The organism is Paenibacillus sp. CFBP13512 (assembly GCF_005233705.1).
GTDB lineage: Bacteria > Bacillota > Bacilli > Paenibacillales > Paenibacillaceae > Saccharibacillus > Saccharibacillus nuruki.
The window spans coordinates 1-23,676 of sequence record NZ_QGAD01000032.1 but is presented as its reverse complement, the minus strand read 5'-3'; the positions used below and the strand labels follow the sequence as shown (position 1 = coordinate 23,676).

Annotated in this window: 15 protein-coding genes; 2 read left to right on the top strand and 13 right to left on the bottom strand. The window is 39.0% G+C overall.

Annotation, left to right across the window (positions count from 1 at the left end; all coding sequences use genetic code 11):
* Window positions 1–499 precede the first annotated feature (499 nt).
* The 7 genes from PaeCFBP13512_RS22665 to PaeCFBP13512_RS22635 form a co-directional block, all read right to left on the bottom strand.
* A complete protein-coding gene (locus PaeCFBP13512_RS22665) occupies window positions 500–2,200 on the bottom strand; it encodes a glycosyl hydrolase (protein WP_137226230.1) in 1,701 nt (566 codons plus the stop codon).
* Window positions 2,201–2,379: 179 nt separating this feature from the next.
* Window positions 2,380–4,074 (bottom strand): ABC transporter substrate-binding protein, encoded by a 1,695-nt coding sequence (locus PaeCFBP13512_RS22660; protein ID WP_137226228.1) that lies wholly within the window; start codon window positions 4,072–4,074, stop codon window positions 2,380–2,382.
* 64 nt (window positions 4,075–4,138) lie between these two features.
* Entirely contained in the window at window positions 4,139–5,077 is a 939-nt protein-coding gene (locus PaeCFBP13512_RS22655; RefSeq protein ID WP_137226227.1) for a carbohydrate ABC transporter permease, read from the bottom strand.
* A gap of 10 nt (window positions 5,078–5,087) precedes the next feature.
* The gene (locus tag PaeCFBP13512_RS22650) at window positions 5,088–6,053 is read right to left on the bottom strand and encodes an ABC transporter permease (RefSeq protein WP_137226225.1); all 966 of its coding nucleotides are present in this window, start codon (window positions 6,051–6,053) and stop codon (window positions 5,088–5,090) included.
* Window positions 6,054–6,130: 77 nt separating this feature from the next.
* Complete coding sequence (locus PaeCFBP13512_RS22645) at window positions 6,131–7,684, bottom strand: response regulator (protein WP_137226223.1); 1,554 nt, start codon at window positions 7,682–7,684, stop codon at window positions 6,131–6,133.
* Window positions 7,677–9,461 (bottom strand): sensor histidine kinase, encoded by a 1,785-nt coding sequence (locus PaeCFBP13512_RS22640; RefSeq protein ID WP_137226221.1) that lies wholly within the window; start codon window positions 9,459–9,461, stop codon window positions 7,677–7,679. The genes PaeCFBP13512_RS22645 and PaeCFBP13512_RS22640 overlap by 8 nt, the downstream gene beginning before the upstream one ends.
* Window positions 9,462–9,548: 87 nt before the next feature.
* A complete protein-coding gene (locus PaeCFBP13512_RS22635) occupies window positions 9,549–11,732 on the bottom strand; it encodes an alpha-galactosidase (protein ID WP_137226219.1) in 2,184 nt (727 codons plus the stop codon).
* A gap of 213 nt (window positions 11,733–11,945) precedes the next feature.
* On the opposite strand from PaeCFBP13512_RS22635, the gene PaeCFBP13512_RS22630 reads away from it, so the two are divergent.
* Together PaeCFBP13512_RS22630 and PaeCFBP13512_RS22625 are read left to right on the top strand one after the other, a co-directional pair.
* Window positions 11,946–12,788 (top strand): AraC family transcriptional regulator, encoded by an 843-nt coding sequence (locus PaeCFBP13512_RS22630; protein WP_069328572.1) that lies wholly within the window; start codon window positions 11,946–11,948, stop codon window positions 12,786–12,788.
* A gap of 355 nt (window positions 12,789–13,143) precedes the next feature.
* On the top strand, window positions 13,144–14,415 hold the full coding sequence (locus tag PaeCFBP13512_RS22625; protein WP_137226217.1) for a molybdopterin-dependent oxidoreductase: 1,272 nt from the start codon (window positions 13,144–13,146) through the stop codon (window positions 14,413–14,415).
* A gap of 143 nt (window positions 14,416–14,558) precedes the next feature.
* Here PaeCFBP13512_RS22625 and ligA read toward each other — a convergent pair whose 3' ends face one another.
* The 6 genes from ligA to PaeCFBP13512_RS22595 all read right to left on the bottom strand — a co-directional run bounded on the left by ligA (window position 14,559) and on the right by PaeCFBP13512_RS22595 (window position 23,388).
* Window positions 14,559–16,577: an NAD-dependent DNA ligase LigA gene (gene ligA, locus PaeCFBP13512_RS22620; RefSeq protein WP_137226215.1), complete on the bottom strand. Its 2,019-nt coding sequence runs from the start codon at window positions 16,575–16,577 to the stop codon at window positions 14,559–14,561.
* Between the two features lie 146 nt (window positions 16,578–16,723).
* Window positions 16,724–19,060 (bottom strand): DNA helicase PcrA, encoded by a 2,337-nt coding sequence (gene pcrA / locus PaeCFBP13512_RS22615; protein WP_137226213.1) that lies wholly within the window; start codon window positions 19,058–19,060, stop codon window positions 16,724–16,726.
* Window positions 19,061–19,135: 75 nt separating this feature from the next.
* The gene (locus PaeCFBP13512_RS22610) at window positions 19,136–19,825 is read right to left on the bottom strand and encodes a heptaprenylglyceryl phosphate synthase (RefSeq protein ID WP_069328568.1); all 690 of its coding nucleotides are present in this window, start codon (window positions 19,823–19,825) and stop codon (window positions 19,136–19,138) included.
* 203 nt (window positions 19,826–20,028) lie between these two features.
* On the bottom strand, window positions 20,029–21,450 hold the full coding sequence (locus PaeCFBP13512_RS22605; RefSeq protein ID WP_137226211.1) for an undecaprenyl-phosphate glucose phosphotransferase: 1,422 nt from the start codon (window positions 21,448–21,450) through the stop codon (window positions 20,029–20,031).
* Between the two features lie 2 nt (window positions 21,451–21,452).
* Window positions 21,453–22,352 carry a glycosyltransferase family 2 protein gene (locus PaeCFBP13512_RS22600; RefSeq protein ID WP_137226209.1) on the bottom strand — a complete coding sequence of 300 codons (900 nt, stop codon included), beginning with the start codon at window positions 22,350–22,352 and terminating at the stop codon, window positions 21,453–21,455.
* Between the two features lie 91 nt (window positions 22,353–22,443).
* Window positions 22,444–23,388: a glycosyltransferase family 2 protein gene (locus PaeCFBP13512_RS22595; protein WP_137226207.1), complete on the bottom strand. Its 945-nt coding sequence runs from the start codon at window positions 23,386–23,388 to the stop codon at window positions 22,444–22,446.
* Between the last annotated feature and the right edge of the window lie 288 nt (window positions 23,389–23,676).

The following is a 23,676-nucleotide window of genomic DNA, read 5'->3' as shown; positions in this document are numbered from 1 at the left end:
CGAGAACCGAAGTTCTCTATTTTAAAGGTCGGCTAAGACCTTCATTTACTCACTCGTTGTTCAGTTTTCAAAGAACTTGCAGTATGTTGTTTCGCTGCGTTTGTATTTTTTAGAACTCTTAGATCATATCATTTTCTAAGTTTGTTTGTCAACTCTTTTTTTCAACATTATTTTTTCAAATCATATTGTATTGCTTTGAGGCGACTTAAATAATGTATCATATTTATATGAAGGAAGCAAGCCTTTTAGTATTTTATTTTTCTTGTATAGATGATAAGTGACTCTTTCATTATTTGGTTTGAATAAGAATGTGTTTCTTTAGGGTATAGAAGGAAGAAAATAATATAACCTAATAGAATAACTACTCAATGATTCAATCCTATGAAAGGAAACAAACGAAGCGGGAAAATATAGGCACACCATTTGGAGCGTATGCTGTCATTTTCCCGCTTCTTATATATCTATGGTTAAGACCATAGTTTTTGCTAATCTATGATTGTCATTTATTCTTTGCTTGAACGGTGACACGTATAGGTGATGAATTTGTGCTAGTCCCCGAATTATTTACTGCTTTCACTTTGTAATAGTATGTTTTGCCATTTACCAATCCTTTGTTTGTATAGTGAGTTGCTTTTAAGTTTGAGGCTACTTGCTTGTAAGACCCTTCTTGTGTATCTGCACGTAGTAATGTATATCTGTTCGCATTGTTTACAGGATTCCAACTTATTGTTGCTTTGCGATTTCCTGATTCTGCATGTAATCCTGTTGGTGCTGAAGGAATTTCATTATTTTCTATAGGATAGGTTTTGATGTTTGGTAATTCATCCAGAGTTACTACGTAATCATGATTATAGACTTTTTTCAAATGATCTAATGAGTTAGTCTTCTCATCATGAGCTGACCATGTACTAAACCAGCTCCAGTCTGCATGATAGATAGGTAACAAATCCGGATCCGGAATAGCACCATTCTCTGTCATTGCTATAAGCTTGCGGTCTTTGACAAGAGAAAGCAGCTGATCATACTTGCCTACTTGAACGTTATAATCTCCTCCTGAAGGGTAAGAATCGTAGCTCACAATATCCACAACATCATCTCCCGGATACCATTCAGGAGATACCGAGTTCCACACCCATATCAGGTTATTTAACTGGTGTTCATTTGTTAATCGATCATAAAGAAGTCTGTACAGTTCTTTACATGGTGTTGCACCTTTGGCTCCCCACCAGAACCATTCTCCTTCTGCTTCATGCAAAGGACGGAAAAGTACTGGAATATTTGCATCCTGCAATTTTTTTAACTGCGTAGCGATAGCATCTATATCTCTTAGCAGTAACCTGTACTCCTCAGAATCGGGATGTGATAAAGCATATTGAAGATCAAAGGTTGTGGAATCGGTATAAAATCCTCTCCACCATTCTTTTCCTGGTTGGTTAATGAGGTCTTTCGGAGCATTCCAGTGCCAGACGAAAGCAACAATGCCTCCCTGTTGATCCCAGTCGATTGCTTTTTCCGTTTCGGTAGTAGCTGCGCCGTACTCTACACGTGATGGCGAGTAGTCCATCAGATCAAAGTCAACAACAGCCGGCTTCTTGCCTAGATGAGTCTGGAGCCAATCTATATTGGAATAGTCTTGTTGTCCCGAAAGGATTTTATGACCGTAGTTATCGACGAGATAGCTCATAAGCGACTTTGCTGCTGGTGATGCTTTAGGATTAACCAACGTTTTGGAAATCGAATGAACAGGCTCTTTGGTTACTTTTTGGATGGAGAAGTAATCGATATCATAATATCCCCAGCCTTTATCGATTCGAATGGTATTGGCTCCTTTTTTGAGTATTGCTTTTGTAGCAGCCATTTCTGTGAAACCATGGGTTGGCGTAAAATCAACAGTTCCGACCGAGATATCGTTAACGAACAGATTTGCTTGTTTAGGTCCATTGGGCGCGTTATACCGTATGTTAATTTGATAAAGACCTTCTTTTGCAGGATCAACAGTTATGGTTAGCGCATCGCCCTCTTCATCAAATCCTGTTACATATCCATCTCCTGAATAACCCGTTACGGTAGAAGCTTCATTGACTCCCTGCAATAATCCATTCTCTGCTTCATAGATTTCTGCTTTTCCCTTTGCTGATGATAATGGAATTAGAGAAACAAACATGATAATAACCATCAAGACAATGCCTGTTTTTTTCACTTAATCTTCCTCACTCTCATTTTTGATTTGGATGTAGTAGAAAGAATTATTTTGTAATCGTTTACAATAAAGTGATAAAAATGGACGGCTTGTATAATCGAATATTGAACAAGCCGTCCATTTAACTTATATCTAGCTATACATCTTTTTGAGAAAAATCACTTACTCTACTATGCTAATCATTGTGTTGACCATAACTTAATACGATCCTGAATATGCTGTGTATATATTTTTTCCATTTCCTGAACGCCGTCTTTTTCTAATTCCGCCATGTAGGCATCCCAAATCCGGTCAAAATCTTCCGGTTTGGACATCACAGCTTCCGGGATATACTTCCATGTAATATCTTTCATCTTCGCTCCCAAAATCATAGATGGATCATCATTAGGAAGCGATATGGTGTAAGCTGCTCCATAAGCTCGTGGCTGGAAGTCTTCTTCGGTTGGAAAAAGATCTTTCCAGTGTTTAGCTTTGTATGCTTTGAGTGTCTCTTTCTCAGCATTACTGTAATTGAGACTTAGTAATTCTGGATAATTGCGAGTAAAGTAATTGCCTGTCGAATCTTTAATGCCATCTCCATAATGAACCATCATATTCCAGTACAGACCAAGACCCGCCTCTTTCTGAAATGCGGCACTATCATTATTAGCTCTCTCCTGCACTTCTGGTATAAATGAGCGTTTGCCGTTTTTGACAGTATAATGCTTGCCTTCAATTCCCCAGTTATTTAGAACCTGACCTTCTTCTGAAGCTAAAAAGTCAAGAAACTTGATTGCACGTACTGGATCTTTGCATGTACTGGAGATCGAAATACCATAACCACCATCAAATCCGGCTAGCCAGAAACTGGTATCTTTATACTCCTTGCTCATAGTAACAGGATAATGACCATATGTTTGGTCAAACTTACTTGCTGCTCTAAGCGCATTTTGGCCATCTCCATAATCCCATTCCGGATCAGCAAGACCTAGAATTCTTCCTGAAGCTACTTTAGCTTTGAATTGATCGGTTTTTTGAACAAAACTTTCTGGATCCAATAACCCGATCGCATTCATATGGTTCAACCAGCGAAAAAATTCCTTTTCTTCCGGACGACGAAAATGATAGGTCGCTTGATGTGTTTTCTGATCGATATAATATTCTCCGTCATCAGGGCCTCCAGTTGTCTGGAATCCAAGATTAGTTACCTGATACATATGCCAATCATCCGCATTCAGTGACATTCCGATATTCTTATTACCGTTCTCATCTACTGGATACTTGGATAAATAAGACTGGATCACTTTTTCATAATCCTGTACTGTACGGATTTCAGGATACCCTGCTTCCTTAACAACACGATGCTGTAGTTCAAATCCTGCGTCTGCTCTGATTTTTTTCTCATCTACAGCTGACCAGGTAGGAACAGCATAGATTGCTTGATCATCCAGACTGTATTTGGTGCGAACGATTTTGTCTCCCAGCATTTTTTTGATATTCGGTGCATGTTCATTGATCAGATCAGTAAGATCAAGAATAGCTCCTGCATCGACCAGTTTGCCCACATCTGCTTTCGCTGCAATCAAATCTGGATAATTACCAGTTGCTGCGATTAATGAGAGCTTTTGAACTGGATCGCCTACAGCAAATTCTGCGCTTAAGGTAACACCGGTTTTCGCCTTGATTACTTTGCCGACTTCATCATTCATATTATTCCAATTGGTACTGGAATCTTCAGAAAAATAAGTAAAGGTGATTGGTTGCTTTCCATCTCCGCTATCAGGTAGATGATCTCCAGACGAATCTGTAGCGAAAGGATTGTTACATCCTACAAGCGCTGTGATCATGACCAGCGATAATACAGAAGCTACTATTTTTTTGTTGCCTGACTTCATGAAGCTTCCTCCTTCATTATGATAAATCATAGATCTGAGACTATAGCAGTCAGATATAAATGGTTTAACTTTTAACAGCTCCAAGCGTCATTCCTTTTACAAAATATTTCTGCAAGAAAGGATAAACAATCAAAATAGGTATCGTTACGATGATAGTAATTGCCATTTTGACAGACTCGGGTGATACCTGTGCCATCCGTTCAGCCATATTGGAAGCATCTTGAGAATTGGTTGCACTGGTTGTCGTACTCTGTAAAATTTTCATTAATTCATACTGTAGAGTAGTCAACGTTTCATTAGACCCGTTAAACAAATACGTATCAAACCAGGAATTCCATTGTCCTACTGCCAAAAAGAGCGCTACAGTCGCCAGTGCTGGTTTGCAAAGTGGAAGAATAACACGCCAGTAGATGACAAAGTCATTGGCTCCATCCAGTTTGGCAGATTCCTGTAGAGCGTAAGGCAACCCATCTATAAAAGAACGAATAACAAAAATATTAAATGCACTAACTAGACCCGGTAAAACATATACCGCAAACGTATTAATCAAATGTAGATCCTTCATCAGAATAAATCCAGGGATCATTCCACCTGATACATACATAGTGATTGCTAAAAACATGGAGATCCATCTTCTTCCTCCAAAATCGTTACGTGCAAGTACAAACGCCAGCATCGATCCACTTAACAACCCTAATACGGTTCCGATAACTGTTCGCAACACAGAGTTTTGAAATCCAGTAATCAAACCTTTGTACGTAAAAATCAAATCGTAATTTTTCAATGTAAATTCTCTTGGCCAGATTGTGATTCCCCCTCTGACGGTATCAACCGAATCATTCAGAGAAATGGCCAGTACATTAAGAAATGGATATAGTGTTAGCACAGTTACCAGAATCATGGATACATAAACGATCACTTCCAAAATGCGATCCTGTATCGATTTGGTATGTAGTTTATTTTTAGAACGGCTAGCCGATGTCGTACTGTTGGCAGTTCCCATTTCTTCCTCCTTACATAATGCTTTCTTTAGTAACACGTTTAAAAATGCCATTCGCTGCAAACAACAAGAACAGACTAATCACCGAGTTAAAAATATTGATCGCTGTACCGAATGAATAACGACCCATGGACAGTCCATAATTAAGCGCATACAAATCAAGAACTTCAGAATAATCAATGACCATATGATTACCTAGCAGAAATTGCTTTTCAAAGCCATTACCTAGCAGGTGACCAATAGACATAATGAGAAGCACAATAATGGTCGGTCGGATGCCCGGTAGTGTAATATGCCACATTTGTTTTAGACGGCTGGCACCATCTACTCGTGCAGCTTCATATAGTTCGGGACCAATGCTTGAAATAGCAGCCAAATAAATAATGGCGTTCCAACCCGTTTCTTTCCAAATATCTGCACTGGTGACGATATACCAAAACCAATGTCCTTGAGACATAAACGGAATCGGCTGATCGACCAGATTGAGACCTAGCAATATACTGTTTACAACACCACCATCTGTGGACAGCATTTTGGTAACAATCCCTGCTGCAACTACCCATGATACAAAGTGAGGCAGATAAGATACGGTCTGTACAAATCGCTTCATTACCCCAATGCGGACTTCATTAAGTATTAAGGCAAAAATGACTGGTACTACAAATCCTGCCACCAGCCCCATGAAACTCATTGCCAGTGTGTTACGAAGAACCTGATAGAAGTGGTCATCTTGAAACAAAGTGCGAAAGTGTTCCAAACCTACCCACTTCTGTTCAAAAAAACCTAACCCTGGTCTATACTTTTGAAAAGCCATCGTCCAACCCCACAAAGGAAAATACTGAAACACAAACACCCAAAGTACAAATGGAATAGACATGTAGTACAAATATCTTTGATTATGCCATTCTTTCCATTTACCTTTTCTGATTGGGCTTGCTTTTTTGTATACGCTTTCCTTTTCTAATATCCGTTTGCTCATATTCCCCCTCCTCTCTGACTTTTATCTTAAATCAGAGAACAGCAAGCCGACATACAACGAATTTCGGTGAAAAGCATCTACAAATTATGGATTTTAAAATCCGAAGGTGAGCACCCTTCATACTTTTTGAATTTGCTATAAAAATAATTAACACTTGTATAGCCGACCTTTTCTGAGACTTCATAGACTCTCATTCCTTGATTTAATAATTCCTTGGCTTTTTGAATACGGATTTTGTCTAGATAAGTATTAAAGTATTCCCCTGTTTTATTCTTGAAGATCTGACCCAAATGAGCTGTACTGTAATTCAGTGTTCCTGCCAGTGTCTCCAACTTCAGCGGGTCACTGTAATGATTATGAATAATGCTAATCATCATTTTTAATTCTTTTTCTTTACCTTCTGGTGCTGTATCTTTGGCGAGCATCGTCAGAAAAGAGTGGATTTCTGCTAAAAGATCAGTCAGATACTCATATGCAAAAATTCCTTTTAAAAAATGTGAAATCTTCTCTGTATCTTTCCAGTGTGTATAGGAATGTATGTTCAGTTTGTGTACCACTGCATGGCATAGATAGAAAAAGGATTCTTTAATATGGGTTTCGTCATACTTTTGAGCAAGAAAAAAAGACAGAGCTTGCTCCAATAGCGGTCGGATCATCTTGTGATTGCCTGTGTCCAAACTGTAATATAAGCGCAGAGTAAACTCTCCCATCATTTCATCTGGAAGGCTATTCCTTGTATCCATAGCATTCGGTACCAGACAATTTGCAGAGCTCACTCTTACTGATTCTTCTTTTTCGTGAAAAAATGCCTGTTTTAAAGCAGATTCAGCTTCTGCAAAAGACATATGTATCTTCTCGGGTGTTGATACAGCTCCACCTGTGGCAGCAATAAATTCACTGCTCCCGAGTGTCTGTTTAAGCCATTGATAATATTTCTGGCGAGACTTTGTACCACGTAGCGGTTGATTGAGAAATATAACGATATAGGATGAAAAGACAGTAACTACTCCGTTACCGTCATATTCTAGACATGGCTTTAACTTATTTAGGAATGTATGTAATTTATCCGAAAGATCCACATTGGCATTTTGTGGACGTACAATAACAATCTCATAACTCTCCCAAAACATTCCGGCATCTAGTGCTATATTTCGCAAAACTATAGAATCTTCTGTATGCTGTGGAACAAGCAAACGATGAAGCAGCCAAGTCTGATCTGCCTTTGTTATTCGTTCCTGTTCTTTCTGACGTTGTTCCTGCTCTATCTGTTCACGAATGCGTTCCAGCGTATGGGTCATCTCCTGAATATCTACTGGCTTGAGAAGATAACCATCAACACCGTATTTGATCGCCTGTTTGGCATACTCAAAATCGGCATAGCCACTCAAGATGATAACGTGTAGACGATATCCCTCCGAAGATACAGCTTGAAGTAACTGTAGACCATCCATAAGTGACATTCGAATATCAACAAGTGCAATATCCGGCTGCTTTTGAGCAATGATCCTAAGTGCTTCTTCTCCATTCGCCGCTACTGCAATCACTTCAAAGCCTAATTTCTTCCATGGAATTAATGTTTGAAGCCCCTGTCGCAACTTCGGTTCATCATCTACAATAAGAACTTTAATCAATATCATCGCCTCCCGGTACAATAAATGTGATAGTCGTTCCGCTTCCGTAGCTACTCTTAATATGCAAAATGCTTGCTTGACCATACAACAACACAAGCCGATCATTTACATTACGAAGACCAATCCGCTGTTCTTTTGAATCATTGGCCGGAGAAGCAAGCTCTTGTTGTACACTTTCCAGTCGCTCGGCTGAAAAGCCGGTACCATTATCGCTCACCTGAATTTGAGCTCCTCCTATGATCTGCGTGACCTCTACTCTAATCTGTCCACCTTCTGCACGATGATCCAAACCATGAATAATCGCATTTTCCACCAATGGCTGAATAATTAAGGGAGGCACACGGATCTTTTGGATTTCGGGTTCTATCGTTAGCTGATACTGCAAACGATCTTCATATCTGAACTTTTGAATATCTAAATAACCTTGAACATACTTCAGTTCTGTTTCCAGCAAGATCATATCGCTATTGGTCTCAAGACTACTACGCAACAACGTACTGAGTAACCATACGACTTGGGCAATATCATCCTGCTGGCGAATATGGGCTTCCATCCGAATCGACTCCAGCGCATTGAATAGAAAGTGAGGATTAATCTGACTCGCTAGCATTTTAAATTTCATTTCATTTTGTCTTTGTTCTATCAGGCTTTTCTCTCGATTGGTTGTCTGGACTTCATGAAATAATCTGTCAATGTCTTTCACCAGTGCATTGAACTGGCGAGACAGCACTCCGATTTCATCATTGCCATCTATATGTAAAAAGGTTTTCCACGAACCAGAACGAACATTGTCTACATGATGGCTGAGTCGTTGAAGTCTTCTGGAAAGTAATAAAGCAGAAGCATACGTCAGAAAAGTGGCAACAATTAGACTCGATGCAATCACTATAGCGCCAAGAAAGATCACATAATTGGCATCACGAGTAATCTCAGCAATTGAAAAAACGGAGATCATCCGCAGACTATTCCAGCTATCATTCGGTTGTAAGGTAGCGACTACAACTTTGGAGTCTTTTCCATCGAGTGATATATTATAACTGCCCTCAGCAAGACTCAAAATATCGTTACTACTATACAGAGTCGATGCTTCTTGTTCCGACCCTTTTATAGAATTAGAAGCAACCAGTTGATTCTCACTGTCCACAATAAATGTAGGAAAAGACTCTTGTTCCAGAATGGCGCTTAATCGTTGTTTGTTTACGTTAATCACCATTACTCCTTTTTGCTCTGAAGCGGCTAAAGGAAATGAGCGAATCAAACTTAATTCCATAGCATTTGTTCGTTCATCTTGGATCATATTCCAACCGACCACTCCTTTTTGTGCTATTGCTTGTTGATACCAGATCTGATCCAGTAACTTTTGAGTCGGCTGCATAAATTCCCAGTTGTTCAGTGCTCCCGGATTGATCGCATATATTCGAATGCCCGAGATCTCTTTATAGAGCTGCATATATTCTCGAATATTCGTGTAGTTGTGATATTGCTGAATGACTTCTGTATAACTGCTGTACGTCTGACTGGCTGTTTTTTTCATCTGATTATCATTCATAAGCCGATTCGAAATATCTAATGGAACTTTGATTAATTCTGCGGTACGCTTTTGAACACGATCTACATTATTGGATACCTGCACCAAAGTACTTTGCACTACAACTTCACGCAATCTTGCAGTCAAAAAAAGACCGCATAATAGTAGAGGGATGCCTGCTGCTGTTATAAACGTAATGGCTAATTTCTTTCTTATTTTCATATCATTCATTATTCGAACGAAAAACATGATTTAACCTCCAGTAACCAGCCTGCTTTATATTTAAAAAAAGCCCCTTCTACAAAAAGGGGCTTTCTGTTTTGGATCAATTCTTGCTTATTCAAGCACCCTATCTATGGCTCGAAGTGTGAAAGAGCGACTCTGATAGTCTTTGGACTCGTAATGAAGAGCCAAACCGAGCTGTATCAATTGGTCTCCTCCATATATACTACTTTCTTCATTGATATCAGATTTCACTTCATATTCCAGTTCTGGATTCAGTCCATCCAACCGCAGAATTTGTTGAGGTCCGTTAGGTATTGCCATAACCTGAAAAGCATAGACGAGAGCTTGCATTTTATCTTCCGAGACGAACATCCACGCAGATTGGTTCCCTGCAAATGGACTCTTTAATCGATATAAATCTCCCTGCTGCACCAGACTGCGAATCTCTTTGTAGTTGGCAACCTGTCGCTGAACGATATTCTTTTCTTCATCGGTAAATGCTGTGAGATCCAATTCATACCCGAAATTGCCAGACATAGCGACACTACCTCGAAAATCAAGGGGTGTACTGCGTCCGACCTGATGATTGGGTACAGCTGATACATGTGCACCGATCGCACTCACTGGATAAACAAGACTCGTGCCATATTGAATCTTGAGTCGTTCTACCGCATCAGTATTATCGCTAGTCCACGTTTGCGGCATATAATAAAGCATTCCGGGATCAAAACGTCCACCTCCACTAGCGCAACTTTCAAACAAGATGTTCGGGAACTGTACCATTATCCGCTCTAGTAGCTCATATAATCCAAGTACATAACGATGCGCAGTCTCAGCTTGTCGCTCTGGTGGCAATGTTGCCGATCCCATCTCTGTCAAGGCCCGATTCATGTCCCATTTCACATAAGAGATTGGAACCGTAGAGAAAATCGTAGAAAGTGAATTATAAATATAATCTCGTACTTCCGGGCGTGTATAATCCAGTACCAATTGCCATCTCGCTTCACTACGTCTTCTTCCCGGAACATGCAGGCACCAGTCAGGATGTTCACGATACAGCTCGCTTTCCGGCGAAATCATTTCTGGCTCGAACCAGAGTCCAAATTGTAGACCTGTTTCACGAATACGCTGCGCTACATCAGCTAGCCCTTCAGGTAGTTTGCGACGATCCTCGTACCAATCACCCAAAGACGAGTTATCAGCGTCACGTCTACCAAACCAACCGTCATCTAGCACAAATAACTCAATCCCGAGTCTAGCTCCTTCCTCCGCAATGGAGACTAGTTTTTCGGCATTGAAATCAAAATAGGTCGCTTCCCAGTTGTTGACCAGAATCGGTCGTTCCCGATCACGGTATGTTCCCCGGCATAATCGACTGCGGTACAGACGATGGTAGGTCCGCGACATTTCTCCAATTCCTTGGTTGGAATATACCATCACTGTTTCAGGAGTCTGAAAATCTTCTCCGGCATTCAGCTGCCATCCAAAATCAAACGAATTTACTCCAATACCTAATCTTGTGGAGCCAAACGAATCGACTTCTGCAACGGCTTCAAATCCCCCGCTGTACACCAGACTGAAACCAAAAGCTTCACCATGATTTTCTGTCGTCTCCGGGGTGACAAGCGCAGCAAACGGATTAAACTGATGGCTGCTCATCCCACGCTTGCTGTCGATTCGAATCTCGCCTTGCCGAAGCGATCTTCGCTGTATATTGCCTTCCCTTGCCCATGCACCCGATAAGTAAATCATCTCCAGTTCAGCCTGACCATACATATCTACACTTGCACTCAAAGCACGACGAAGTCGCAGTGTCTCCTTTCCTTCATTGATGAAGCGTGCAGCACGTATGATTACATTTCGCTGTTCAAAAATAGTGTACTGTAACACAACTGTAAGACCGGAATACTGATCTTTCAAAACAAGTTCTAATGTCTGTGCTTCCGATTCATTCTCCGTATATACTGCTGGAAGTCCGCTCAGTGCTGGTTTTCCTTGGATCAGTCGGTAACTGTCGTACTGAAGCTCAGTGATACGAGTTCCGTCTGCTAATTCGACCTGATACGCTGGATTGCGAAAATCTCCACTTCCATACTGTGGGTATTCCTGTGGAAGTCTATCCAACCCTGTTGTCGAAGACGTATGGATAAGCAGGTTCTCCATCACTGACCGATGCTTCAATGGCGCTCCCCAGTATACATGCACTGGATATCCATTTACGATTTGGATCATATAACTCATACCGGACGATTGTAGATGAAACAATCCAGATTCTTCCTGAACGATTACACTCATGACCAACACCCTTTCTTGTTCATTCCATTATGTATATTCATGCTACCTGTAATACCATCGTTCATAAAATATGGATTAATGATTGTCTGGTATGCAACAATGAATATGATTATTCTATAAAAATGTTATATGAAACGAACTATATCGTATATGGCATGATGATTCGAAAATATGTTATTTTGATAGATATTATAAAAATAAGGAGAACCGCTAATGATCGAGTATTTACCAAGAAGCAAACAACACACCGAATTGTATCTCACCCAATTTGGGATCGAAGATTGTATATCTGGTCATGAGTTTGGACCGGCAGTCAGAACTCATTATCTGCTTCATTATGTATTTGAGGGAAAAGGGACTTTTGAGGTGAATGGAGTACAACATTCGATTGGTTCAGGACAAGGCTTTCTAATCTGTCCCCATGTAGTTACCTATTATGTAGCAGACGAAGCAGAACCATGGTCCTACGGTTGGATCGGATTCAATGGCACGCTCGCCGAATCCCTGCTGGAACAAGCAGGAATGACTCTTGTTTCTCCCATAGTCTATTACGAGCACAAAGATCGAATACATCAGTATTTACAGTGGATGATTCAATCGAATGAATATCCAGCAGCCCGAGAAACGCGATTGACTGGATTGTTATATATGATTTTTTCGCTACTAATGGAAAATGCGCCGAAAACGCTAATGGCGCAAACAAGAAGTAACGCTGATATCTATGTGGAGCAGGTCAAAGATTTTATTGAAATGAATTTTTCTCAAAAGATTACAGTAGAAGATATTGCCCATTTTATCGGATTGAATCGAAGTTACTTATGTTCCTTATTTACAAAAACAACCAAGCTCAGTATTCAAGATTATCTTATTCGTTACAGAATGGATACAGCATCCAGTATGCTGATCCGTACAGATCTGTCGATTGGTAATATTGCCCGTTCAGTAGGCTATATCGATCCTTTACTGTTCTCCAAAATTTTCAAAAAAATTAAAGGGATGTCGCCTAGAGAGTATCGAAGTCAATCGCTACTGAATGCCAATGTAATAATTGACTGACTCTATACGCTCAAAAAAGAAAATTAGCGAACCGATATCTATTTATGCTTTATGTCACTTCTCTTCTCGCCTTATTCCACTAGAAAGGTTTATAATTAATTTTATATATTAGCTTAACTTTGTATATCTAGTATTTAAAGTTGTTGAATATGTCGGTCATATCATTTTTTCTTCTTTCCTTTCTCATACAGTTCATCTATCACAAGCAAGACGTCGTCCAGTCGGAATTTTGAACTATTTTGCTTGTTATTACGAATATGCAGATAGGACGTAATGAGATCGCTGAAAATAAATACAGGGTGTTGATCTGCATAGTATTCATTCGCTGCAGATCCATTTCGAAGGAGGAAGATTCATGGGACGCTGGATTGCAGCAGTTCAAAAGGGATTTGGTAAAAAGCTTATTCGGTTGCATGCTTGGAATGCTTGGCTTGTTGCTCTTCTAGCTGTTACAGGTCTGGTACTTGTCGGAGGTTTTTGGCGAGAAATACTGGGTGAGGTTAGAGTCTGGGTACGTTGGCTTCATATTATAGGAGGATTAGCTTTATTGGTTCCTGTAGTCTATTACTTATTTCTGGCAGCGAAGCACTGGAAAAGGCTGTCTGATAAACCCGGGCAAAAATTCAATGTTATTGTAGTTATGGTCTTATTGGTAGGTTGGATTATATCAGGGATCTTATTATGGTTATTACGCCAAGTAGGACCGACTGTAGCTAACTCGGCTTTATTTGTTCATGATCTACTGACTTGGGTGGGACTTCCTTATATTATCTATCATTCTCTAACACGTACCGCTTGGTTAAAAGATCCGAAAAAACGTACGATCAAACAACCTGTCACTGTAGAAAAAACGATTACGGATAAAAGTGGCACTGTAGTAGCTGCATCATCACCAACGGCTCCTTCTCCTTTTTACACACGACGTACCTTTTTGCGTTCTGCTATAGGTGTTGGACTCGCTGTATCGATCGGGCCTACGTTTGTAAGGTGGTTGGGAAGTTCTTTGACCAGTGGAGGTACATGGGAACAGGTTGCTGCCAGTAATGGAAATAAGATGATTCCTGATCCTACACCACTAAAATCATCTGCTCCGCCTATCGGTGGTGGTGCTCAAGGTGAGTTTCGTGTGTATACGGTGACACCTATTCCTAATTTTGATAATAGTAACTGGGATTTCAAAATAGATGGATTGGTCGATAAACCTCAAACATGGAACTGGGAACAATTTTTGAAATTAAAACGTGATGTGCAAGTGAGCGACTTTCATTGTGTCACTGGATGGTCGGTGTATAAAAACACATGGGAAGGTATTCCTTTAAGTGACTTTTTAAAAGCAGCAGGTGTTCAATCTTCTGCGACCATGGTCAAATTTTATTCAGGGGATAATGTCTATACGGACTCTCTTACACTTGATCAAGCGCAGATGAAAGATATTATTGTAGCGGTATTGCATGATGGTAATATTATTCCTGCTGATCTAGGTGGGCCAGTACGATTGGTTATTCCGCAGATGTATGCTTACAAATCGGTAAAATGGCTCAACCGGATTGAACTGATTGCTGAAGATCATGTAGGGTACTGGGAACAACGTGGTTATGATAAAGATGCCTGGTTGCCTAAAGCTTAGATCGAATTTGATGATAATAAATAAAAAAGCAGTGTGTTTACTCTTAGCTAAAGAGAAACACACTGCTTTTTTGTTGATAAGGCATAGATGGTAGAAGCTTAATGGTATACATTTTTCTGTTTTCATGTAGATTCAATTATTTTTTATAATTCCAACAATCGTTTTAAATCTTCTTCGTCTTCAATGACTTCAATACCAAGCTCTTGTGCTTTGGTGAGTTTACTACCTGCTTTTTCACCTGCGATAACAATATCTGTCTTTTTGGATACACTACCAGTCACCTTGGCTCCTAGAGATTCTAAGCGAGCGGCGGCATCCTCACGAGTCATCGTCTGTAATGTACCAGTAAGAACTACCGTTTTACCCGCAAAATAAGAATCGGCGTTAATGACTACTGGCTCAGCAGGAGATTGCGGTTGTACGCCTCGGTCTAGCATTTTCTGAATACTTGCCTGCATAAAAGGATCGGCGAAAAAAGCAACGATACTTTCCGCAACGATATTACCGATATCCGGTAATTCAATTAACTCTTCTACGGTGGCATTCATAACTTTGTGTAAATCACGATAATGTTCTGCCAACATCCGAGTTGTCGATTTGCCTGTATTCGGAATACCTAAAGCATATAGGAATGATGCCAAATCTCTTGTTTTACTGTCTTCGATCGCTTGCAATAAATTTTTCGCTTTGCGCTCGCCAAAACGTTCTAACTCTACTAATTTTTCAAATTCTAATGCATATAGGTCTGCGGGTTCTTTCACTTCTAATTCGCTATGCAACTGTTGAGCGGTCATGATACTAAATGTCTCGATATCCATAGCATCTCTAGAAGCGAAATGTGTAATCTTAGCTATAATCTGTGGTGTACATTCTAGAGTATTGTTACAGAATAGATGTGCTCCGCGTTGTTCTAATGGAAATCCACAAGCAGGGCATTTATCTGGAAAAATGATTTCTTCTCCATCGTTTTCTTCGGTAACTTTACCCAGAATCTCCGGAATAACTTCATTCGATCGGCGAATAAAGACACGTGTACCTATAGCATATTTTAAATTTTTACGTTCGATATCTCCAATATTGTTTAACGTACAATTCTGTACGGTTACACCTGCAAGTTCAACAGCTTCTACACGCGCTAGGGGTGTAATTTTACCTGTACGACCTACATTCCAAGAAACCGATTCTAGAATCGTACTGGTTTCTTCAGCTTCAAACTTATACGCAATCGCCCAACGTGGGAATTTGTCGGTATAACCGAGCACTTCGCGTGTACGCATATCGGTAATTTTAACGACAGCCCCATCAATTAAGTAATCTAATCCTGTACGCTGTGCTTGAATATCTTCAAGTTGCGCAATCACATCGTCAAAGTTCTCAAAGTAGAAGATATACGGATTGACTTTAAAATGATTGTCTTTAAGAAATTGCATCATCTCTTGGTGACTTTCAAACTGAATGCCGTCCATATAACCTATATTGTAGAAAAAGGCACTTAACCGACGAGTTGCTGTTACTTTAGGATTTAAATTGCGAAGTGCTCCTGCGGCTGCATTACGTGCATTTTTTAATTTGTCTTTATCTGTAGCACTATCATTGTATGCTGCTAATACAGATAAGTTCATAATGCCTTCGCCTTGCACTTCGATCTTACCTTCCTTAAAAGGAATCGATAAAGGAATCGAACGAATGGTTTTGACTTGTTCTAAAATACCTTCTCCTGTTACTCCATTACCTCGGGTTGCAGCTTGAACTAATTTACCGTTCTCATAAGTTAAATTCAGTGTAAGACCATCAAATTTGAGTTCGATCGCATAGGATGGTTCAGGCAAAGGTGTGTCTGGATTTTTGGTATTATAATCTACAATTAATTTGCGAGCACGTGTATGCCAGCTTGCTAATTTTTCTAAATTTTGAGCTTTGTCCAGACTCCATAATGGTGAAAGATGACGATGAGGTAAAAATCCTTTTAACAATTCTCCCCCCACACGCTGAGTAGGTGAGTCAGGTAAAACCATTCCACTCACTTCTTCTAATTGGATCAAACGGTCATACAGTACATCGTATTCTTTGTCATCGACTAAAGGTTCATCCAACGTATAGTAGTGATAGCTGTATTTATTAAGCTCTGTAATGAGTTCTTCCATTTCATGCATCGGATCCATATGTGGTATACCCTCCCGGATTCAATAAGATCATATTTATTTTAAATTAAAAAACAGAACCGAACAGTAAGAAATTCGGTTCTGTTTTGAAAATACGTATCGAGTGAATCTAATCACGATTCCAATCATTTGTTATAGCTTATCCCTTATTCTACTTTAGTAATAGGAGCAAAGCCTGCTAACAATCGTTTGAGTCCTGTCGGCGCTGGGAAAGCAATTTGTAACTCCATATCGTTGCCTGTTCCTTTAACCGCTACGATTGTGCCAATGCCCCATTTGCCATGAGATACTTTATCACCTGCTTGGAAGCTATCTGAACCTCCACCAGAAGCAACAGGCTTAGGTGTAGCTCCTGTCGTCACAGTCACTCGTGCATTGGTAGAAGGTACCGCACGTGCAGATGATCCACTACCAAAAGCAGCCGTATTTTCGCGTTTACCACCAAAGCTACTCGTACTACCTCCAAAACTACGGTTACCTGATCCATAACTACTTCCTCCGCGCGATGCTCCACCACGACGATAGTTAGGAGCTCCTGCTGTATCTTCTTTATACTCTTCTGGAATTTCTTCCAAAAAGCGTGAAGGTGGATTCGCAGTGGTTCGTCCAAATAAAGTACGCATCTGTGCGCAAGATAAGAATAGATTTTTCTCTGCTCGTGTAATGCCTACATACGCTAGACGACGTTCTTCTTCCAACTCTTCATTATCTTGAAAAGCTCGACTATGCGGGAATACGCCTTCTTCCATGCCTATAATAAATACAGTTGGGAATTCCAAACCTTTAGCACTATGCATCGTCATCAATACAACAGCATCGTCATCTTCTTCAGGTTCATCGCCTACCGTATCAATATCTGCGATTAATGCTAGATCGGTCAGAAATGAAATCAATGAACGGTCTTCGTTATTTTTTTCAAATTCCATCGTTACAGATAAAAACTCTTCTATATTTTCTAAACGAGCCTTGGACTCTAGTGTATTCTCACGTTGTAGTTCTACACGGTATTCAGATAACTCTAGAATCTTCTCCGTTAATTCGGTAACCGATAAATACTCTACCATTTGATGAAGTGAAGCAATCATATCGTAAAATTCAACCAACATATTGCGTGTCCGACCTGCAAAACCTAGATCATCTACTATTTCTAATACTTTAAAAATAGAAACGCCTTTTTCTGCCGCTGCTACTGCTAATTTGGCTACTGTCGTATCACCAATACCACGCTTAGGCACATTGATAATTCGAGTTAAACTAATATCATCATCTGGATTCGAAAGCAAACGTAAATAGCCGAGTAAGTCTTTAATCTCTTTACGATCATAGAACTTTATACCGCCCACGATTTGGTAAGGAATATCTGATTTAATCAAAATTTCCTCTATAACCCGTGACTGCGCATTGGTACGATACAAAATTGCATGGTTGCGATAAGGTTGCCCGGTTTTCACACTTTTATGAATCTCAGAAGTGACAAAGTATCCTTCATCATGCTCAGAATCAGCACGATATACTTTGATTTTGGCTCCGCCTTCTTTATCTGTCCATAGCTTTTTCGGTTTACGTCCTGTATTGTTGCCAATCACTTCATTTGCTGCACTTAGTATATTAGAAGTCGAACGATAATTCTGTTCTAACAAAATCGTTTTGGCTTCTGGATAATCTTCTTCAAAATTCAAAATGTTGCTGATATCTGCTCCACGCCAGCGATAGATCGACTGATCACTATCTCCAACAACACAAATATTGTGATGAGCTTCTGCTAACATTTTACAAAGCATATATTGGGCCTTATTCGTATCTTGATACTCATCGACATGAATATAGCGGAATTTCTTTTGATAAAATTCTAGTACTTCAGGAACTTCGTTAAACAATTGAATCGTCTTCATAATGAGATCATCAAAGTCTAAGGAGTTATTCGCACGTAGACGTTGTTGATACTTGGTATAGACTTTGGCTACAATGCCTTCAAAATAGTCACCAATCTTTTGCTCATATTGAGCGGGAGAGACTAATTCATTTTTGGCTGTGCCCATCATAGATTGCACTGCTTTAGGTTCAAACTTTTTGGTATCAATATTCAAGTCTTTCATACAAGAGCGAATAACAGATAATTGATCCGAAGAATCTAAGATAGAGAAGTTAGATGTGAATCCGATACGTTCGATATCTTTACGTAAAATACGCACACACATCGAGTGAAAAGTAGATACCCAAATCTCACGACCAGCAGGACCTACCAAACGAGAAACACGTTCTTGCATTTCACGTGCAGCTTTATTCGTAAACGTAATTGCTAGTACACCCCATGGTGCTGATTTGCGTGCATCAATAATGTGGGCAATCCGGTGAGTTAGTACGCGTGTTTTACCACTACCTGCACCAGCCATAATCAATAGCGGTCCATCTGTTGCGAGCGCGGCTTCTTTTTGTCTAGGGTTCAATCGATTGATTGCTTCCTGTATATTCACAGTATTCATATGGAAGTCATGCTCCTTTCTTAATAAAACAATGATAGTTGAAAATCATCTATGATCAAGTTAGGATACTTCTCGTTATCTGGAGATAACTTGTACAGTATCTAATGCGGCTTGCAGATTTTCATAAATTATATTACCGACGACAATGGTATCACATACTTGCTTGGCTTGACGAGCAGAATGCATATCTCTAATGCCTCCGCCATAAAATAATTGGCTTTGATGTATAGATCGATGAATCTCAGCGGTTAATGTCATATCTCCAAAACGCCCACTATATTCAATATAAATAATCGGCAACTGAAATAAACGATCGCCTGCTTGAGCATAAGCAGTTGCTCGATCGGTATCTATCTCTGTTAGTGCTTCAGTACGCTGAGCAACTGTAGAATGAGCATTGAGCACAATATATCCTTCAGGAACCAGCTTGTCCCAGGGGATCAGTTGGCTATATTGTTCAATCGCTGCTACATGCTGACCAATCATCCACTGACTATCGTTAGTATTTAATATCAGTGGAATCATATACAGATCGAATCCAGGTACAACCATTTCTAAATCAGATACTTCAAGTACACAAGGTACTTCATATTGACCGATGCGCTTTACAAGATCAGCTGTATTATCATACGTGACTCCAGACGACCCGCCTACCATAATAGCATCTGTTCCGGAACAACAAACTTGTCTTAATTCATCGTCCGAAATAGGTCGATCTGGGTCCAGTTTAAATACATGTTGCCATGATTTGATTTGTTCTCTCAACCTTCATTCCTCCGTCTTCGGACAACCTTCAAATTAAGTCTATGATAGCCGATGCAAAGTGTCAATTTTTGTTCGCATTTTAGGGGAACAAATTTATTTTACCATTGATAATCATATAAAATGCAAAAAAAGTACCCTGCTCCTTTATATCCGGAACAAGACACTTTTCTTGCTTACTTATCGTTGTCTATGTGATGTACTTATTAATAAGCATTTTTATTCACAAAACCGTTATGAATCGTTTTGAAGATAATTTTGATATCAAATAATAATGACCAATTTTCAATATAAAAAATATCATGATTGATCCGCTCTTCAATCGATGTATCTCCACGTAGACCATTGCTTTGTGCCCACCCTGTGATTCCAGGACGTACATGATGCTTGATCATATACTTTGGAATTTCATCACGGAATTGTTCTACAAAGTATGGACGTTCTGGACGAGGTCCAACTACACTCATATCTCCAAATAATACGTTAAAAAATTGAGGAAGCTCATCTAAGCTTGTTTTACGAATAAAAGCACCAAATTTGGTTTTACGTGGATCATCGGCTGTAGTCCAGCCTGTATCAATCTGCCCTTCAGGAATAATACGCATCGAGCGGAATTTGTACATCGTAAAGTTACGACGATTCAGTCCTACACGTTCCTGCTTAAAGATGACAGAGCCCGGCGAAGTCATTCGTACGCCAATCGCTACAATAATCATGATTGGTGATGTAATAATAATCGCTATTAATGCAAAAACAATATCGAATAATCTTTTAAAAATACGATTCGCTGCAATATCGAGTGGAATATCACGTACATTAATCATAGGCATACCCGCAAAGTTATCAAAGTATGGACGGGCAGGTAGATAATCAAAGAAATCTGGAATAATTAAAGTCCGGACGCCTGCTTTTTCACATTCAGCAATAATGCTTGGATATTTATGATGTGCATCTAACGGTAAAGCTAAAATGACTTCATCGATCATCATCGTATGCAAAATCTCACCGAGTTTATCCATTTTACCTAAAATCGGTTTGTACTTATTCGGTTCAGCTTCATTATCTTCTAAATAATCATCTAAAAATCCAACAATTTCATAACCCATTTCTGGATACTGCTCTAGGTTATTGCAAAATCGTTTACCGAGTGAACCTGCTCCGAGGATCAAAACAAACTGTTTATTAAATCCACGTTGTCTCGCCCGTTTTAGCCCTTTTTTAATCACGTAGCGATAAGCCATAATAAGCATCAACGTTAGAATCACATAAATAAACAAATAAGAACGAGAAATATTGACTTCTTTTACAAAAAATAAGGCACCTAATAGTACAAAAATACTCACAAGATGCGTTTGGAAAATTTTCAGTAATTCATCAGCAAAACGTTTTTTACGTTTCGGTGAATACAGTGTGCTCATTCCGCCAATCAAGATCGCTATACCACCATATACTATACTCCATAAAGCATATGTCTCGATCGGTAAAGCTCCAAATTCAATAGGAGTATCATAAGCAAACCAGCCACTTTCAAACTTTATAAACCAGGCAAGTAGAAAAGAAAACTGAATGATCAAAAAATCAGCTAAAATATACAGACGAGTTAAAAACCGTTGATTTTTACGAATCATATTTACGTTCTCCTTTCTGCTTCTGTCGATAAAGTAGCTTTAGCAGGTAATAATTTATTTTTTATCAGTGACAATATTAATTTGACTCCAATACCGATAAATACAACACTGTTCGTAACCAAAGAGTACTTTTGCCGATAGTGTTTACGATGAAAGAGCCACATTGCTCGATGAAACTCATAAATGATTTTGAAAGGTTTGCGACGACTGCTTGCACCTTTATAATGAATAATTTGTGTATTTCCCCGGTAATGAATTTCCCAACCCGCTTCTTTGATGCGGTAACACCAATCAATATCTTCTCCGTACATAAAAAAGGATTCGTCCAGTCCACCGATCTGTTCGATGACTTCACGTCGAACTAACATAAATGCACCTACCAATGAATCAATCGGGTAAGACTCATCTGGATTCAGATAGCCTAGTTGGTAACCATTGAAGCGTGGATTATCTGGAAACCATTTCGAAAATCCAAATGCATAATAAAATGACGCTGCCGGTGTAGGGAATCCTCGTTTGCATGCTTTATCGAGTGATCCATCAGGTAATACAATTTTACAGCCTGAAGCTCCTGCCCGTGGATAAGCATCCATAAAAGACACCATCGTCTCTAAAGTATCAGACTGAACGATGGTGTCGGAATTAAGTAGTAGTATATATCGTCCTTGCGCAATCTTCATTCCCTGATTATTCCCTTTAGCAAATCCAACATTATCGGTATTAGCGATAAAACTGAGTTCTGGATAGGCAGCAGGAATCGCTGTTGCGGAACCATCGCTAGAAGCATTATCGATAACAATGATCTCATATGCATATTGAGTCTGCGATTGGTACACAGACTGAATACAATCAAGTGTAAGCTGGCAAGTATTATAATTTAAAATTAAAATGCTAACGTCCATGGTAACGCTCCTGACTAAAATATAAATCTACTGGCATTATAGCATATCTATATCTTAAAAAGATAAATCTGCATAGATTCTATCATCCTTCTTAAATATAGCCAATTATAATTAAAAAGCGGAAAAGCCATTGTTCTGTTCTAGATTGTCGATAAAGCTGACATTGACGTAGATACTGAATACGTTGCATCAATGTCGAACGTGGAGCAATAAATGCTTCAAGTTGTTGCTTCATTTGAGGATCTGTGATCTGATCGCCATAAACACGTTTAAATTCTTTAGCTTGCTGTACAAGCAATTTTTGGTCTTTGTGTTTGCGAAAACTGTTCCATTTCTTTTTGATTTTTTGCAGTTTGGTAGATTCTCCACCTACTACATTGCCACCATGTTGACGGTAATAAATAGAGGGTTCTGGATCAAAATGAATGGTTCCAAAACAAGATATTGTAATGTACATCCACCAATCGTGCATTAAAATCAAAGATTGATCTACAGGAGAATGAGTATCTAACAGCAACACACGAGCTTGTTGATTAAAAGCAGTCGTTGCCCCTACTGCTATATTCTGAATTAGTCCATTATAAAAAGAAGGAGCTTTCTCAGGCATGCTTGGCCAAATCGCTGTTGGATTGAGCTCACTATCTGTTAATTGTGTAGCTGTAAAAATCATTGCAGGTATAGACTCATTTGTATTTTCGATCATTTTTAATTGCTCAAGAGCACGATTTGCTTTATCCGGCATCCATACATCGTCTTGATCACAAAAGCAAAAATAATTTACTTGAGGATCGGCTGCTTTCATCAATTGCCAAAAGCTCGCAATGACTCCTACATTTTTACCGTATATAACTTTTATTTTTTCTGGATAACGTTCGACATAATCTTCTAAAATACTAATAGTATTATCTTTGGAGCCATCATCTCTTATTAAAATATTTATATCTATTTTTTGATTTAAAATACTTTCAATTTGTTCAATTATGTATAATCCACCATTATAAGTAGATAATAGAATTTGCATTGTGGAATTGATCATTAAATTACTCCTAGCTTATTTATATAATAAAATAATAATTATGATTAATATTTTCGTATTAGTCATAATTATTATCTAAAATTACTATTAAAAAAGTGCAACAGCAGAATAAGTTGAAATATTAATCTTAGAAAAATATAACTTTATTACATAATATATAAAATATTTAAAGTTAGTTATATATTTATATACTTTTGATATACAAAATAATTTACAACTATATAAAAAATAACAAAAGTTGCAACTACAATTTTAACTTTTTGAGGAATAATAAAAACTCTCAAAAAA